Below are 16203 nucleotides of genomic sequence, written 5' to 3'. Positions count from 1 at the left end.
GCCCCGGGCCGTGGGGCGGGGCCGCTCCGCAAAAAGGGGGCCCAAATGTGAAACAGAAAAAGAAGCTGCTGCACCTGGCCGTCCTGGTGATCCTGGCGGCAGCCGCGGTCTGCGCGATGCTGATCTGGTACTCCCGCACGCTCTCGGCCCGTCTTGAGGACGAGATCATCGGCACCCTGGCCGAGGTCTCGAATCAGAGCGCCGTTTTACTGCGCGGCGAGGTGGAGAACATGACCGGCACGCTGGAAGATCTGGCCAGCGTGCTGGGGCAGTGGGAGGAATGGGACCCCCGCCGCGCGGCGGAAGAGCTGGACCCCGTGGCGAAAAACCACGGCCTCAAGCGCATGGGCATCATCACCGCCGGCGGGCAGACCTTTACCACCGACGGCGCGCAGATGGATCTGACCGCGCGGCCCTATTTCGAAGCCGGCCTACTGGGGGAAAGCCGGGTCTCCGTGGGGCTTTTCGATCAGGCAGGGGGTGGGCGCATCACCGTTTACAGCGTCCCTCTCCGCCGCGGCGGCGAGGTGCTCGGGGTGCTGTTCGCCACCGCAGATACCTCCCGCTATCTGCCCATGGTCCGGCTGGATCTGTTCGACGGTCAGGGGACCTGCTACCTTGTAGAGGCGGACGGCGCTCCCATCATGGACTCGGGCAGCAGCGACCTGACCGGCGGTTTTGACAACTTTTTCGACGCGCTTGCCGCCTCGCCGGACGGGGCGCGGGCGGCGGCGGAGCTGAAAACGGCCGTAGAAGAGGGGCGTTCGGGCTATCTGGCCCTGCAGAGCGGCGGGGTAGAAAAATATCTCTATTATGAGCCGGTGGAGTGCAACGGCTGGTATCTTTTCACGCTGGCGCCCACCGCCGTGCTGGGCAGGCAGCGCGCCTCCATCCTCCACTCCGCCTACCTGCTCTGCCTGGTCATCACGCTGGTCTTCGCCGCCCTGCTGACGCTGCTGCTGCGCATGCAGCGCCAGAACCGGCGCCGGCTGGAAGAGCTGGTCTACGTCGACCCCGTCACCGGCGGCTGGTCCCATGAACGGTTCTGCGCCGAGGCGCGGCGCGCCCTGGACACGGCCGGATCGACCCGCTGGATGGTCTGGGACCTGGACATCCAATACTTCAAATACATCAACGACATCTTCGGTCATGAGGAGGGAGACCGCGCCCTGCGCCATATCTGGGACTGCCTTTCCGTCTGCGCGGGCAGCCGGGGCCTTTTTGCCCGCCGCTCCGCCGACCGCTTTGAGCTGCTGCTTCCCTGCGCGGACCCGCAGGCGCTGGCCGGCCAGCTGAAAAGTTTCTGCGCCGCGCTGCACAGCGGACGTTCCGAGCGCCGTTATGAGCTCACCCCGGCCATCGGCGTGTACGAGATCGAGGACCCCGCGCTGGAAGTGGAGGAGCTGCTCGACCGCGCCCAGCTGGCGCGCAAGGCGATCAAAAACGGGCAGCCCGGGCCCTGGGCTTTTTATGACGAGGCCCTGCGCCGCCGCCGCAACCGCGAGCGGGAGATGGAAGATCAGATGGAAGCCTCGCTGCGGGACGGCGATTTCTTTGTGATGCTGCAGCCCGAGTACAGCGCCTGCGGAGAGCGCCTGGCCGGGGCCGAGGCCCTGGTGCGCTGGCGCGGGCCCGACGGCGGCGTGATCCCGCCCGCCGATTTTATCCCGCTGTTTGAGCGCAACGGCTTTGTGCTGCGGCTGGATGCGTTCGTTTTCGAATCCGTCTGCAGGCTGCTGCGCGGCTGGCTGGACGGGGGGCTGGCCCCGCCGCCCGTGTCGGTCAATCTGTCCCCTCTGCACCTGCACAGCGCTGACTTTGTGCGCACCTATGAGGAGATCCTGAAACGCTATTCCCTGCCCCCTGACCTCATCCAGCTGGAACTCACCGAGACCGCCCTTTTCGACAACGTGGCTCTGCTGCATCAGGTGGTGGGCCGTCTGCGGGAAGCGGGATTCCGGCTGCTCATGGATGATTTCGGCACCGGCTATTCCTCCCTCAAGCTGCTCAAAAATGTCCCCGTGGACGTGATCAAATTGGACAAAAGCTTTGTCGACGACATCGGCTCCCCGCGGGGCGAGAGCATCATCCGCACCGTGATCGGGCTCGCCCATTCCCTCTCCATGACGGTCGTGGCGGAAGGGGTGGAGCAGAAAAATCAGCTGGATTTTCTGGAAACCGCCGGCTGCGACCTGATCCAGGGGTATTATTTCTCCCGCCCGCTGGCCCCCGCGGCGTTTGCAGCGCTGCTGCGCTGAACTGCGCGGCAGAAAAGGGAAAAACGCTCTGCAACAGCAGGGCGTGCCGCCCGCAGGGTTCAGGACAGCGTCGGAGGCGCTTTTCCCGTTTGGGCTGGCAACAAATTTTTTCCTGTTTTTTCATTTTTCCCCAGCTCCCGGTTTTCCCGCGCCCGCCCAGGCGGCGTTCGCGCGGGGACGGACGCGAAAAACAAAAAGGCCGCCCCTCTCCCCCAAGCCCATTTCGGCTGGATCGGGGAGAAGGGCGGCCTTTTCAAGCGGCAGCTGCCGCAGGCTTATTCTTCGGCCTGGCTGGAAGAAGCCGCGCTGCTGGAGCCGGCCTCGGAAGAGCTCGCCTCAGAAGAACCGACCTCAGAGGAACCCGCGTCCTTTGAGTCCGCTTCGCTGGAAGCCGGCTCGCTGGAGTCCGCAACGCTGCTGGGAGCGGAGACGGAAGAGGAGGACACGGGCTCGGAAGAAGCCGGAGCGGAAGAAGAGCTATCGCTGCCGCAGGCCACCAGGCCCAGCGCCAGAGTAAGAGCAAGAGCGATCGTCATAATTTTTTTCATTTGTTATCACCTCGTGTCACCCACTATACCGGCCGCCTGTGTGAGAAGTGTGTAAAAACGGTTGCAACATTCTTACATGAATCTGTTACTTTTTCTTCATCTCTTCAATAAGCAAAATAATATTCTATTTACAGCAATATTTTTGTATTTAATCCCTATTTTTAAATTTTATCCGGGATTTTTTCTGGCAAAACAGTCAATTGCTTTTGTTCCCTAACTTTCATCTTGCACGAATAATTCATATTTATCTCATTCTTTCCCTCTGCTTTTTATGCCGTCCTTTCCCCTGCACCGCCCCGCTTTCCGCGGCTGCGCGGCGCGTTTTCTTCCCCCTCTGCGCTTTTGAAGCAGGACCCCGCCCCGCCCCAAGACGTGTTACTGCCGGCCCCGCGGGAAGTTTTGGGCGGACCGGGAATGGCGTCCGTTTTTGAGGGCACACTGCAAAGAGAGACCGGCAAGGGGGACAAAAAGAGGGCGATCCGCAAAAGGCCCGCCGTCCCGCCCCTGCGGCGCCGGGCGGCAGCCGCCTGGGCCCTGCGGGTGCAGGCCCTTTTCCCATCCCGGCCTCCCAGAGTGAGATCTGTCAAAAAACAGGAGGGATATTTGATGGCTGAAAAAGAACCGCGATTTTACGCCTGTGCGGAATGCGGCGTTGTCGTGGAAGAGATCAGGGGAAGCAAGGCCGAAAACTGTTATTCGTGCGGCGGCGCCGAACTGCAGAAACTGACGCCCAACCTCTCGGACGGGGCGCAGGAAAAGCATCTGCCGGCGATCGAGCGCAGCGGGGACATGGTCACCGTCAAGGTCGGCAGCGTTTTTCATCCCATGTCCGAAGAGCACAGCATCCAGTGGATCTATCTGCAGACGGAAAAGGGCTGTCAGCGGGCAGACCTGCGCCCCGGAGAGGAACCGACGGCCGTTTTCGCCCTTGCCCCGGGCGACCGGCCCCTGGCCGCCTATGCTTACTGCAATCTGCACGGTTTTTGGAAAGCGGAGTTTTAAACTTTTTATAATGAGCAGATCCCCCGTCCTCCGTGAAAACGGTGGGACGGGGGATTTTGTCTCTCGACCTCTTTTCCCGAACACAAGGAAGGTCAGAGATCGCGAGCCCTTATACTAAATATAATTTTCAAGAATTTATTTCAATTGCCTTGTTTCTCATCGCCGCGCAGCGGTCGAAATAGAGGACAAAAACCGCTTCCGATTGTTTTTCAGCTCATCACCGCAGGCTTCCGACCTAAATTTCCCCTGTTTTCTAAAGGAGAGCAAAACAATTTGTTAGGCAAAAGAGCAAAAAATTTATTTCAAAAACCCTATCGGGGTACTGCTCGTCTTTTACAGTTCCTTTTTGATACTCAGGATCTTATAAATTGGCTCTCTCCCTCCCGCATCGACTAATTCAAACTAAATTTTTTCTTCCACTGCAAAAGACCGTTTTTGCAACAGAAACTGTGTTTTTTCTTCTCATCTGGTTGTATAAAAAGCCACTATTCTCCTATTCGTATATGCGGCCGTTGTCAGTTCAACTGCCGCAGCCTGCTCACTTTACCATCTAGAATCGGTTTTGAAATCGACAAGCATCCCGGGGAACAGAACAGCGGTACAAACATCTCCGGCGATGTACATGGAACGGGGTTAAGTGGAAAAAGCTGAATATAAAAAGACCCGCATGACGGTGATCGTCATGCGGATCTTTTTCACTTATAACTATCTCAGGCGCTGGGGATAATGGAACTTACGCCCTGGGGTTCTTGATGGCAGCCTGTGCGGCAGCCAGACGCGCGATGGGCACGCGGAAAGGCGAGCAGGACACATAGTCCAGGCCGACCTTGTGGCAGAACTCGACGCTCGTCGGGTCGCCGCCGTGCTCGCCGCAGATGCCCAGGCCCAGGTCGGGGCGGGTCTGACGGCCCAGTTTTGCAGCCATCTCGACCAGCTTGCCAACGCCGTTCTGGTCCAGATGCGCGAACGGATCCAGCTCGTAGATCTTGTTCTCATAGTAGTAATCGAGGAACTTGCCGGCGTCGTCGCGGCTGAAGCCGAACGTCATCTGGGTCAGGTCGTTGGTGCCGAAGCTGAAGAACTCCGCCTCTTTGGCGATCTCGTCGGCGGTCAGGGCGGCACGCGGGATCTCGATCATGGTGCCGACCTCATACTTCATGTCGATACCGGCGGCGGCGATGATCTCATCGGCGGTCTTGACCACGACGTCCTTGACAAACTTGAGCTCTTTGACCTCGCCCACCAGCGGGATCATGATGTGCGGCACGATCTTGATGCCTTTCTTTTTGGACACATTGATGGCGGCGTTGATGACGGCACGGGTCTGCATGACCGCGATCTCCGGATAAGAGACAGCCAGGCGGCAGCCGCGGTGGCCCATCATCGGGTTGAACTCATGCAGGGATTCGATGACGTTGTGCAGCTTCTCCACCGTGATGCCCAGCTCCCCGGCGATCTCCTGGATATCCGCCTCTTTGGTGGGCAGGAACTCGTGGAGGGGCGGGTCCAGATAGCGGATGGTGACCGGGCGCTCGCCCATGACCTCGTACAGGCCCTCGAAGTCGCCCTGCTGATAGGGCAGGATCTTCTCCAGCGCTTTCTCGCGGTCGGCGGTGTTGTCGGCAACGATCATCTCGCGCATGGCCTTGATGCGGTCCTCGGCGAAGAACATGTGCTCGGTGCGGCACAGGCCGATGCCCTCGGCGCCGAAATCAGAACCCTGCTGGGCGTCGTGGGGGTTGTCCGCATTGGCAAAGACCTGCAGCTGACGGTATTTGTCCGCCCAGCCCATAAAGCGGTTCAGGTTGGCGTTTTCAGTGGCGGCGACAGTGGCGACCTGGCCTTCATAAATATTGCCGGTGGTGCCGTCGATGGAGATAAAGTCGCCCTCGTTGAAGACCTTGCCGTTGATGGAGAAGGTCTTGGCGTTGTAATCGATGACCACGTCGTTGGAGTTGCCGCAGCCGCAGACACAGCAGGTGCCCATGCCGCGGGCAACGACGGCCGCGTGGCTGGTCATACCGCCGCGCACGGTGAGGATGCCCTGGGAGACCTGCATGCCCACGATATCCTCGGGGCTGGTCTCCAGACGGACGAGAACGACCTTCTCGCCGCGGGCGTGCCACTCGGCGGCGTCCTCAGCGGAAAAGACGACCTTGCCGCAGGCGGAGCCGGGGCTGGCGGCCAGGCCCTTGCCGACGACCTCGGCGGCTTTCAGGGCGGCGGCGTCAAACTGCGGGTGCAGCAGGGTATCGAGCTGCTTGGGCTCGACGCGCAGCACGGCGGTCTTCTCGTCGATCACGCCCTCGTCCACCAGGTCGCAGGCGATCTGCAGGGCGGCCTGCGCGGTGCGTTTGCCGTTGCGGGTCTGCAGCATGAACAAGTGGCCGTCCTCAATGGTGAACTCCATGTCCTGCATGTCGCTGTAGTAGGCCTCCAGGCGGGCGGCGATCTCGACAAACTGGTCGTAGACCTCGGGCATCTCCTCATGCAGCTTGCTGATGGGGGACGGGGTGCGGATGCCCGCGACGACGTCCTCGCCCTGGGCGTTGATCAGATACTCGCCCATCAGCTTCTTCTCGCCGGTGGCGGGGTTGCGGGTAAAGGCAACGCCGGTGCCGCTGCGCATGCCGCTGTTGCCGAAAGCCATCTGCTGCACGTTGACGGCGGTGCCCCACTCGTAGGGGATCTCGTTCATCTTGCGGTAGACGTTGGCGCGGGGGTTGTCCCAGCTGCGGAAAACGGCCTTGACGGCGCCGATCAGCTGCTCTTTCGGGTCCTGCGGGAACTCGCTGCCCTCTTTTTCCAGATAGATCGCCTTGAACTGGGCGACCAGCTCTTTCAGGTCGTCGGCGGTCAGGTCGACGTCGTTGGTGATGCCCTTGGCGGCTTTCATCTCGTCGATGCGCTCTTCAAAAAAGCTCTTGCCCAGTTCCATGACGACGTCGGAGTACATCTGGATGAAACGGCGATAGCAGTCATAGGCAAAACGGGGGTTGCCGGTCTTTTTGGCCAGGCCCTCGACCGACTCGTCGTTCAGGCCCAGGTTGAGGATGGTGTCCATCATGCCGGGCATGGACATGCGCGCGCCGGAGCGCACAGAAACCAGCAGGGGGTTCTCGATATCGCCAAACTTTTTGCCGGTGATCTCCTCCAGCAGGCCCATATACTTGAAGATGTCGGCGCGGATCTCTTCATTGATCTCACGGCCGTCGGCATAGTACTGGGTGCAGGCCTCGGTGGTGATGGTGAAGCCCTGGGGGACAGGCATACCCGCATTGGTCATTTCAGCCAGGCCGGCGCCCTTGCCGCCCAGGATGTTTTTCATCTTGGTCTGGTCGCCGCCGAAGGCCTCGTGGCCCTCTTTGAACAGGTACAGGAATCGTTTGCTCAAATTTATCTACCTCCGTAAAAAAATTGCAGGTTTCTTCCCGGCGCGCTTCCCGCCGGAACCGCGCCGCGCGGGAGCTTCCCCGTCTGCGGCGGGGCCGCGCGATACACCAAAACAGGCCCGGAAAGGGCCTGTCCAGTCGCACCATAATTATAACAAACTTTTTTTTGGTTTACCATACTTATTTATGGGAAATTGATAAAATTATCTATTTTCCATGATGTTTGACCGGGGGCCCTTGAAAAAACTTGTGGAACCTGTAAAATGATAGATGTAAGGGCGGTGCAAAGGGCGGCTGCCCGCCCTCTGTTTTTTGCTGAAAAACATTTTTGCGCCGTCTCATGAGGATTCAAATGTCCAAACCGGAGGAGTTGCCATGAGCGAAAAAACTGGTTCCGCGCGCAGCCGCTACGAGGCCGCGCGCGCCGCGTTCGACGCAGCGTTTGAGCGCCATCTGGACGCAGGGGTGGAATTTGTCAGCAAGGACGGCGTCTGTATCGACCCTGAGGTGGAGATCGCACCCGGGGTTCTTATTTTGCCCGGCACCATCCTGCGGGGCAAAACGGTGATCGGCCCGGGCAGCGTCATCGGCCCAAACAGCCTGCTGGAGGATGCAGTGGTGGGCGAAAACGTCACTTTCAACGCCAGCCAGGGCCGCCAGTGCCGCATTGGCGACGGGGCCACCATCGGCCCGTGGGTGCAGCTGCGGCCGGACAGCGTCATCGGCAAAAATGTGCACATCGGCGACTTTGTCGAGATCAAAAACGCCACCATCGGCGAGGGGACCGCGGTGGCCCACCTGACCTACATCGGCGACGCCGACGTGGGAAAATACTGCAATTTCGGCTGCGGCGTGGTGGTGGTCAACTATGACGGCGAGGTCAAAAGCCGCACCACCATCGGCGACTACTGCTTTATCGGCTGCAACACCAACCTGGTGGCCCCGGTCCGGGTCGGCGACGGCGCCTACACGGCGGCCGGCAGCACCATCACCCAGGACGTGCCCGCCCAGGCGCTGGGCATCGCCCGGGCGCGGCAGGTGAACAAAGAGGACTGGGCGGCGCCCAAACTGGCCGCCTATATCCAGAAAAAACAGCGGCTGGAGGCGGCCGCCCGCGAAATGAAGGACGGACAGTAGCTTGAAAAAACCGCTTTGGGCCGCAGGCGGCAGACAGGGCGGGACACGTTTCACATTATATAAACGGGGGAAATGAAATGAACATCCACGGAAAAGACATCAAGATCTTCGCGGGCAACTCCAACAAGGACCTGGCCGTTTCCATCGCCGAGTGTCTGGGCCTGCCGCTGGGCAAATCCGAGATCGGCATGTTCTCGGACGGCGAGATCAGCGTCTCGATCGGCGAGTCGGTCCGCGGCAGCGACGTCTTTGTGGTGCAGAGCACCTCCAGCCCGGTCAACCGCCATCTGATGGAGCTGCTGCTGATGATCGACGCGTTCCGGCGCGCCTCCGCCGGCCGCATCACCGCCGTTATCCCCTATTACGGCTATGCGCGCCAGGACCGCAAAAACAAGGCCCGCGACCCCATCAGCGCCAAACTGGTGGCGGACCTGATCTGCAAGGCGGGCGCGGACCGGGTGCTGACGATGGATCTGCACGCGGCGCAGATCCAGGGCTTTTTCGATGTGCCGGTGGACCATATGCTGGGCATGCCGATCCTGGCCGCGTATTATGAAAAGAAGATCGCCGAAGAAAAGGACAAGGACTTTATCGTGGTCTCCCCTGACCTGGGCTCGGTCACCCGCGCGCGCACCTTTGCCGAGCGCCTGGGGCTGCCCCTGGCCATCGTGGACAAGCGCCGCCCCCGCGCCAACGTGTCCGAGGTCATGAACATCATCGGCGAGGTGCGTGACAAGGACGTCATCATCCTCGACGACATGATCGACACCGCCGGCACCCTGTGCAACGGCGCAAAGGCCATCAAAGAGGCGGGCGCGCGCAGCGTGGTGGCGGGCGCGACCCACGCCGTGCTCTCGGGCCCGGCGCTGGAACGCCTTGAAAACAGCGTGCTGGAAGAGGTCGTGCTGCTGGACACCATCCGCCTGCCGGAGGAAAAAAAGATCAGCTGCATCAAGACCCTTTCGGTGGCGCCGGTGCTGGCGGAAGCCATCGCCCGCATCTATTCGGACAAGCCGGTCTCGACGCTGTTCGTCTGATCGGCCTGCCCCGGGGACGCGATCCTCTTTGCCCCGCGCGGGGCAAAGGCGGCGCGGCTTGTGCGCCCTGCAGGGCTCCGGGCGTCCGGCCCGCCGCCCGTCCTCCCCTTTTTCGAAGATCCCCCTCACGCAAGGTGTGGCGCTCTGCGCCACATCTTCCTTTTTCTGTTTTGTCTGACGAGAGGTATTATGTTTTTCAAAAAAACTTCGGCCGTCGATTTTCTCATCGTCGGCCTGGGCAACCCCGGCCGCCAGTACGAGGGCTCGCATCACAATGCGGGCTTCCTGGCGCTGGACCATCTGGCCGGAGAACTGGGCTGCGACGTGGCCCGCGCCAAATTTCAGGCCCTCACCGGGCAGGCCGCGCTGAACGGCCGCAAGGTCCTGCTGATGAAGCCGCAGACCTTTATGAACCTGTCCGGCAGCGCGGTGGGCGCGGCGGCCAAATTTTACAAGCTGCCGCCCTCACAGGTGCTGGTGCTCTACGACGATATCGCCCTTGCGCCCGGCAGGCTGCGCATCCGCCCTTCCGGCTCGGCCGGCGGCCACAACGGCATCAAGAGCATCATCGCCGCGCTGGGCTCGCAGGAATTCCCCCGCATCCGCATCGGGGTGGGGGAACGGCGCGGGGGCGAGGCGGACCTCGCCGATTTCGTGCTGTCCAAATTCAGCGCCGAGGATAAAAAAGCCGTTTTCGCGCGCTTCGACGACATCTGCGCCGCAGCCGGGCTTATCGTAAGCGGGGACCTGACCTCCGCGATGAACCGGTTCAACCACTGAGCGGCCCGCTTTTCTATAAAAGCAAAAGCGCCGGGCTGCGCACCGTCATTCTTTGCGGGGAGGTAATCATCATGTCCGCTGCTGAGATCAGCAAAAAGCTCTCTTCCCAGACCCTGAAGCTGCTCCAAAAAATGCAGGTGGGCGAGCTGACCGAACACCTCATCTATACCCGGGTGGCCGACATCATAGAAAAAAGGTCGCCGGAAAACGCGGCCGTGCTGCGCCGTGTGGGCGAGGAAGAGCGCCGCCATGCCGCCATCTGGAAAAGCTATACCGGCTTTGAGGCAAAGCCGGACCTGCACAAGGTGCGCCGCACCGTGCTGCTGGCCCGCATCTTTGGATTTACGTTTGCCATGAAAAAGATGGAAAACGGCGAGGAGAGCGCCCAAAAGACCTATGGCCGCCTGTTTGCCGAGGTGCCGGAGGCGGAACGCATTTGCGCCGACGAGGAGCGCCACGAGCAGGAGCTGCTGGCGATGCTGGACGAGGAGCGCCTGCACTATGTGGGCAGTATGGTGCTGGGGCTCAACGATGCGCTGGTGGAGCTGACCGGCACCCTGGCGGGCCTCACTTTCGCCATGCAGAACAACAAGCTGGTCGCGCTCTCCGGCCTGATCACCGGGGCCTCGGCCACCCTGTCGATGGCGTCCAGCGAGTATCTCTCCGCGCGCAGCGAGGGGCGGCCCGACGCTTTGAAGTCCTGCGTGTACACCGGCATCGCCTATCTCATCACCGTGACCCTGTTGGTGCTGCCCTATCTGCTGCTGCCCGCCGGGGCCTATCTGGTGTCCCTGCTCATCATGCTGCTGACGGTAGTGCTCATCATCGCCGGCTTCACCTATTACGTTTCGGTGGCCCAGGGGCTGGCGTTCCGCCGCCGCTTTACCGAGATGGCCTCCATCAGCCTGGGCGTGGCGGTGATCTCGTTCATCATCGGGCTCATCGTCAAGCAATGCCTTGGCATCGACGTCTGAACCGCCTTTCGCCGCGCCCCATCCACCCTGTGAGGAAACGATACTGCCATGCTGGAAGAAGCCCTGCGACAAACAAATGAATACCGGCGCCTGAGAGAAGCGCTGGCCGGCGGCCGTTCGCCGGTGGCGCTTTTCGGCCTGCCGCCCGCCGCCCGCGCCCAGACCGCCGCCGCGCTGGCCGCGGACCTGGGCCGCCCCGCCGTGGTGCTGACCGCGGGCGAGGCCGCGGCCACCCGCTTTGCCGCCGACGCGGCCTTTTTCGGCGCGCGCAGCGCCGTGTGCCCGGCGCGCGATTTTGCCCTGCGCCCCACCCTGGGCCAGAGCCGGGAATTTGAGTACCGGCGCATCGCGGTGCTGGGCAGCATCGTGGGCGGCCGCTGCAACCTGCTGGCCGCCCCGCTGGAGGGGGCCCTGCAGCTCACCATGCCCCGGGCCGATTTTGAGGCCAACACCCTGACCCTTAAAGAGGGCCAGACCTTCAAACAGCAGGAGCTGGTGGCCCGCCTGGTCTCGGCCGGGTACCACCGGCGGGACAAGGTGGAGGGCCCGGGACAGTTCAGCGTGCGCGGCGGCATCGTCGATCTCTATCCGCCCGACATGGACCGCCCCGCCCGTGTCGAGTTCTGGGGGGATGTGGTGGACACCATGTCCGGCTTTGATCTGCTGACCCAGCGCCGCGAGGTGCAGCTGAAAAAGGTCTACGTCTCCCCCGCAAGGGAGGTGCTGTTCTCGGACCCCGCGGAGGCCGCCGGCCTGCTGCGGGACGCCGCGGACCGCCTCAAGGGGGCGAAAAAGGCCCGGCTTGAAAGCGTGATGGCCGAGGATCTGGCCCTTTTGGACGCCGGGGCCCTGCCGGAACACATGGACAAATACCTTGCCCTGCGCTACCCGCAGCCGGTGACCGCGCTGGATTACTTCAAAGACCCGCTCTTCTTTTTTGAGGAACCCAGCGCCGTGCGGGAGGCCGCGCGGGCTTTGGCTTTCCGCACCGGGGAAGAGCTGAAAGCCCTGCTGGAACAGCAGGTGCTCACCGCCGAGCTGGCGCATTTTTACGAGGACTACGACGAACTGCTGCGCCGGGCGGACAAGTCCCCCGCCGTGGTGTGCGAAAACTTTTCCCGCACCCTGCCGGATTTTCAGCCCAAAGAGCTGGTCAGTGTGACCGCCCACGCCCTGCCCGCCTGGGGAGGCGAGGTGAGATCGCTGGTGGAGGACCTGCAGAACTACAGGGCCGCCGGTTATTTCTGCGCCGTGCTGGCCGGCACCCGGCGCGCCGCCGACGCCCTGGCGCGGGACCTGTCCGCCGCCGGGCTGACGGCGGTGGCGGCCAAGGGCGATCCGGTGCCCACCGCGGGCGCGGTGGCGGTGCTGCCCGGGCATCTGTCGGCGGGCACCGACTACCCGTTCGCCAAGTTTGCCCTCATCACCTCCCGCCGCCAGAAAGTGGAGGATCAGAAACCGCGCCGCAAAAAGGCGAAAGGCCTTTCCAGCCTGGAGGATCTCAAGCCCGGCGACTATGTGGTGCATCAGAACCACGGCATCGGCGTGTACACCTCCATCGAGCGGCTGGACCTGCAGGGGGTCGTCAAGGATTATATCAAGATCCAATACGCGGGCGCGGACACCCTGTTCGTGCCGGTCACCCAGCTGGACCTGATCAGCCGCTACACCGCGCCGGGCGACGGCGAAAAGGTAAAGCTGGCAAAGCTGGGCGGCGGCGAGTGGGCCAAGACCAAGACCCGCGTCAAAAAAGCCACCGAGGAGATGGCGAAAGACCTGCTGGCGCTTTACGCCCGCCGCAAGACGGCAAAGGGGTTCGCTTTCCCCGGGGACGGCGACTGGCAGCGGGATTTTGAGGCCCGCTTTGAGTACGAGGAGACCGACGACCAGCTGACCTCGGCCTCTGAGATCAAAAAAGACATGGAGCGCCCCTGGCCCATGGACCGGCTGCTCTGCGGGGACGTGGGCGTGGGCAAAACCGAGGTGGCGCTGCGCGCGGCGTTCAAGGCCATCATGGGGGGCAAGCAGGTGGCGATCCTGGTGCCCACCACCATCCTGGCCTGGCAGCACTTCAACACCATCCTGCAGCGCATGGAGGCTTACCCCGTCAAGGCGGCCATGCTCTCCCGCTTCCGCACCCCCAAGCAGATCAAGGACGCACTGCGGGGCCTGCGGGAGGGCACGGTGGACATTGTGGTCGGCACCCACCGCCTGCTGCAGAAAGACGTGCATTTCAAGGACCTGGGGCTCATCATCGTGGATGAGGAACAGCGCTTCGGCGTCAAGCACAAGGAAAAGCTGAAAGAGAATTTCCCCGGCGTGGACGTGCTGACCCTCTCGGCCACCCCCATCCCCCGCACCCTGAATATGGCCATGAGCGGCATCCGGGACATGAGCACCATCGAGCAGCCGCCCTTTGAGCGCCAGCCCGTGGAGACCTTTGTGCTGGAGTACGACGAGGGCGTGCTGGAACAGGCCATCACCCGCGAGCTTGCCCGGGGCGGCCAGGTCTATTATCTGTACAATCGGGTGGAGACCATCGAGGCCTGCGCGGCGCGGGTCGCAAAAATGGCGCCGGGCGCGCGCATCGCCACCGCCCACGGCAAGATGACCGAGGAGCAGCTCTCCACGGTCTGGCAGGCGCTGCTGGACGGCGCCATCGACGTGCTGGTCTGCACCACCATCATCGAGACCGGCGTGGACGTGCGCAACTGCAACACCCTGATCATCGAGGATGCCGACCGCATGGGGCTGGCGCAGCTCTATCAGATCCGCGGCCGGGTGGGACGCAGCGGCCGCAAGGCCTACGCCTACTTCACCTTCAGGCCCTCCAAGGTGCTCACCGACGTGGCGGCAAAGCGGCTGTCCGCCATCCGCGAGTTCACCGCTTTCGGCAGCGGGTTCCGCATCGCCATGCGCGACCTGCAGATCCGCGGCGCAGGCAACCTGCTGGGACAGAGCCAGCACGGCCATATGGACGCGGTGGGCTATGACATGTATGTCAAGCTGCTGAACCAGGCTGTGGCTTCCCTCAAGGGCGAAGCCGCCCCGCCGGACAAGAGCGACTGCCTGATCGACGTGACGGTGGACGCCTATATCCCCGAGAGTTATATCCCGGACGCAGCCGGACGCATCGAGGCCTATAAGCGCATCGCCGCCATCGAGACCCAGGGCGATGCGGACGACGTATTGGAAGAGCTGGACGACCGCTACGGCGAGCCGCCCCCCGCGGCGCGCGGCCTGGTGGATATCTCGCTGATCCGCATCGTGGCCGCAAAGCTGGGCATCTACGAGATCGGCCAGCGGCAGGACGCGCTGCTGATGTACTCCGACGTGCTGCCCCGGCGGGACCTGGCGCCCCTGCTGCGCGCGCTGCCCGGCCGGGTATCCGTCAACCGCAGCGCCAAGCCCTACCTGTCGGTGCGGGTGCGCCAGGGAGAAAAGCCGGTGGAGGTCATGCGCCGCGTCTTCGACGCGCTGGACAGCGCGGAGGGACAGGATTGAAACCTGGACGTCAGCACCATGCGTGAGCTGGGCAGCGTGGATTAAAACGTCTTTGCAGAATATATAACTGCTTTCGTCCAGGTCGCTGCCCTTGGGGACAGCGCGGGCTGAAAAAAGAAACGGGAATTTTTTGACGCGGCGCCGGCAGGCGCCGCGTTTTTTCTCCTGCCCGCAAAATTTTCGACCGGGCAAAGCGCGTCAAAAACCGAAAACAGCGCTTTCTCGGCCGTCTCAAGCCCCAAAAAATCAGGTCTCCTCTGCCCGCATCGGCGGTCGGCGCCGCAGATCGCTTTCGGTCCCTCTGCTCAGCGGCCGGTGCGGCAGGTTTGTCACGGGCAAACTTTGTTTGAAAGCGTTTGCCGTTGTCCCGGCCGCCGCGCATACTGTTGGCCGCCGCCCTGCTGGGCGCGGCCCCTGCCTACGCCCCCCGGCCGCGCATTTCGGCAATACGGCGGGCTGGGCGGCCCAGGCCCGGGTGCGCGTCCTGCCGGCAGGGCGCGCGCCGCAGGCCACCGGAGCAGGACCGAACTAAAAATACTGCTCGGTGCAAAGATATGGGCAGCATACGGTCCTTATTTGACAGACAACCGGCGGAAGAATAGAATGAAAAAACGGGAAATCGGCTCGTCCCAGAGAAAAAGTATGCCCGACGGAATATGACTTGACAGGTGATAACATGAAAGAGATCCGAAGAAAAAGGGCGGTCGCCACTGCATCCTGCGGGAGAAAGGAAGTGAGACTAAAAATACAACGGAGGAACTGAAAATGAAAGCCATCCCCCGACCCCAACGCAATTTTTCCCAATGAATATAAAACGTCCTGTTTTTTGAAAAATGTGGTCAAAGCCCCCAATATCGTCATCGGGGATTATACCTACTATGACGATGACAAAAAACCCACAGATTTTGAGAGGAATAATATCCTTTTCAATTATCCGGAGTTCGGAGACAGATTGATCATCGGAAAGTTCTGCGCGATCGCTTCAGGGACGAAGTTCATCATGGGGCCCGCAAATCATCGGACCGGCAGCGTTACGACCTATCCGTTTCATGTTTTTGGCGGAGCATGGGAAGAGCGCACACCCGCGCACCTTTCCCAGCTTCCTTTCAAGGGGGACATCGTCATCGGCAATGACGTGTGGATCGGCCGGGAAAGTGTGATCCTGCCGGGCGTCCATATCGGCGACGGTTCTGTCATTGGGGCCTATTCTGTGGTGACCAGGGACGTCCCCCCTTACAGCGTAGCCGGCGGCAACCCCGCCCAACTGATAAAAAAAAGATTTAACGAGGATTTGATCCGTACCTTGCTGCAATTAAAATGGTGGGATTTTGAACCGGAAAAATTACTGGATTTTTTGCCGCTGCTGTGCGATCTTGATCTGGACAAAGCGGAGCAGCGGCTCCGGCAGGAATTGCTCCGACCGGCCGCCCGCTGAGCGCGCGTTTTCCTACGGGGGGACGCCGCGGCGCGCCGCGCGCCGGCAGAAAAAACCGCTGGCGCGGACAGCAGCGCAGTGGAGTACCAGCGCCGGGACCCGCGGCACGGCGGCCCCAGTTTTTGACCCGAGACCG

The 16203-nt window shown here is 61.9% G+C and carries 10 protein-coding genes; 8 read left to right on the top strand and 2 right to left on the bottom strand.

What is annotated here, in order from left to right:
* The first annotated feature begins 47 nt into the window (after window positions 1–47).
* Entirely contained in the window at window positions 48–2258 is a 2211-nt protein-coding gene (locus H8S23_RS05955; protein WP_186887417.1) for an EAL domain-containing protein, read from the top strand.
* A gap of 275 nt (window positions 2259–2533) precedes the next feature.
* Here the strand turns inward: H8S23_RS05955 and H8S23_RS05950 are convergent, their stop codons facing one another.
* Window positions 2534–2806, bottom strand: a complete 273-nt coding sequence (locus H8S23_RS05950) for a hypothetical protein (RefSeq protein WP_186887416.1) — start codon at window positions 2804–2806, stop codon at window positions 2534–2536.
* A 606-nt stretch (window positions 2807–3412) separates the two neighbouring features.
* Between H8S23_RS05950 and H8S23_RS05945 the strand changes: the two genes are divergently transcribed.
* Window positions 3413–3808, top strand: a complete 396-nt coding sequence (locus H8S23_RS05945; RefSeq protein ID WP_186887415.1) for a desulfoferrodoxin family protein — start codon at window positions 3413–3415, stop codon at window positions 3806–3808.
* A 733-nt stretch (window positions 3809–4541) separates the two neighbouring features.
* Here H8S23_RS05945 and ppdK read toward each other — a convergent pair.
* Window positions 4542–7202, bottom strand: coding sequence for a pyruvate, phosphate dikinase (gene ppdK / locus H8S23_RS05940; RefSeq protein ID WP_186887414.1), 2661 nt, complete (start codon window positions 7200–7202; stop codon window positions 4542–4544).
* A 373-nt stretch (window positions 7203–7575) separates the two neighbouring features.
* On the opposite strand from ppdK, the gene H8S23_RS05935 reads away from it, so the two are divergent.
* The 6 genes from H8S23_RS05935 to H8S23_RS05910 all read left to right on the top strand — a co-directional run bounded on the left by H8S23_RS05935 (window position 7576) and on the right by H8S23_RS05910 (window position 16067).
* A complete protein-coding gene (locus H8S23_RS05935) occupies window positions 7576–8337 on the top strand; it encodes a DapH/DapD/GlmU-related protein (RefSeq protein ID WP_186887413.1) in 762 nt (253 codons plus the stop codon).
* Window positions 8338–8414: 77 nt separating this feature from the next.
* Window positions 8415–9374, top strand: coding sequence for a ribose-phosphate diphosphokinase (locus H8S23_RS05930; protein WP_186887412.1), 960 nt, complete (start codon window positions 8415–8417; stop codon window positions 9372–9374).
* Window positions 9375–9563: 189 nt separating this feature from the next.
* Complete coding sequence (gene pth, locus H8S23_RS05925; RefSeq protein WP_186887411.1) at window positions 9564–10154, top strand: aminoacyl-tRNA hydrolase; 591 nt, start codon at window positions 9564–9566, stop codon at window positions 10152–10154.
* 71 nt (window positions 10155–10225) lie between these two features.
* The gene (locus tag H8S23_RS05920) at window positions 10226–11128 is read left to right on the top strand and encodes a VIT1/CCC1 transporter family protein (protein WP_186887410.1); all 903 of its coding nucleotides are present in this window, start codon (window positions 10226–10228) and stop codon (window positions 11126–11128) included.
* Window positions 11129–11176: 48 nt separating this feature from the next.
* The gene (mfd, locus tag H8S23_RS05915) at window positions 11177–14632 is read left to right on the top strand and encodes a transcription-repair coupling factor (protein WP_186887409.1); all 3456 of its coding nucleotides are present in this window, start codon (window positions 11177–11179) and stop codon (window positions 14630–14632) included.
* Between the two features lie 793 nt (window positions 14633–15425).
* Window positions 15426–16067 carry a CatB-related O-acetyltransferase gene (locus tag H8S23_RS05910; RefSeq protein ID WP_186887921.1) on the top strand — a complete coding sequence of 214 codons (642 nt, stop codon included), beginning with the start codon at window positions 15426–15428 and terminating at the stop codon, window positions 16065–16067.
* Window positions 16068–16203 lie beyond the last annotated feature (136 nt).

Source organism: Anaerofilum hominis (assembly GCF_014287275.1).
Lineage (GTDB): Bacteria > Bacillota > Clostridia > Oscillospirales > Ruminococcaceae > Pygmaiobacter > Pygmaiobacter hominis.
This window is presented reverse-complemented; position numbering and strand designations above follow the sequence as displayed.

Coding starts and splice junctions, on each gene's coding strand:
- mfd (WP_186887409.1), top strand. CDS start 11,177: ATGCTGGAAGAAGCCCTGCGACAAACAAATGAATACCGGCGCCTGAGA.
- H8S23_RS05920 (WP_186887410.1), top strand. CDS start 10,226: ATGTCCGCTGCTGAGATCAGCAAAAAGCTCTCTTCCCAGACCCTGAAG.
- H8S23_RS05945 (WP_186887415.1), top strand. CDS start 3,413: ATGGCTGAAAAAGAACCGCGATTTTACGCCTGTGCGGAATGCGGCGTT.
- pth (WP_186887411.1), top strand. CDS start 9,564: ATGTTTTTCAAAAAAACTTCGGCCGTCGATTTTCTCATCGTCGGCCTG.
- H8S23_RS05930 (WP_186887412.1), top strand. CDS start 8,415: ATGAACATCCACGGAAAAGACATCAAGATCTTCGCGGGCAACTCCAAC.
- H8S23_RS05935 (WP_186887413.1), top strand. CDS start 7,576: ATGAGCGAAAAAACTGGTTCCGCGCGCAGCCGCTACGAGGCCGCGCGC.
- H8S23_RS05950 (WP_186887416.1), bottom strand. CDS start 2,806: ATGAAAAAAATTATGACGATCGCTCTTGCTCTTACTCTGGCGCTGGGC.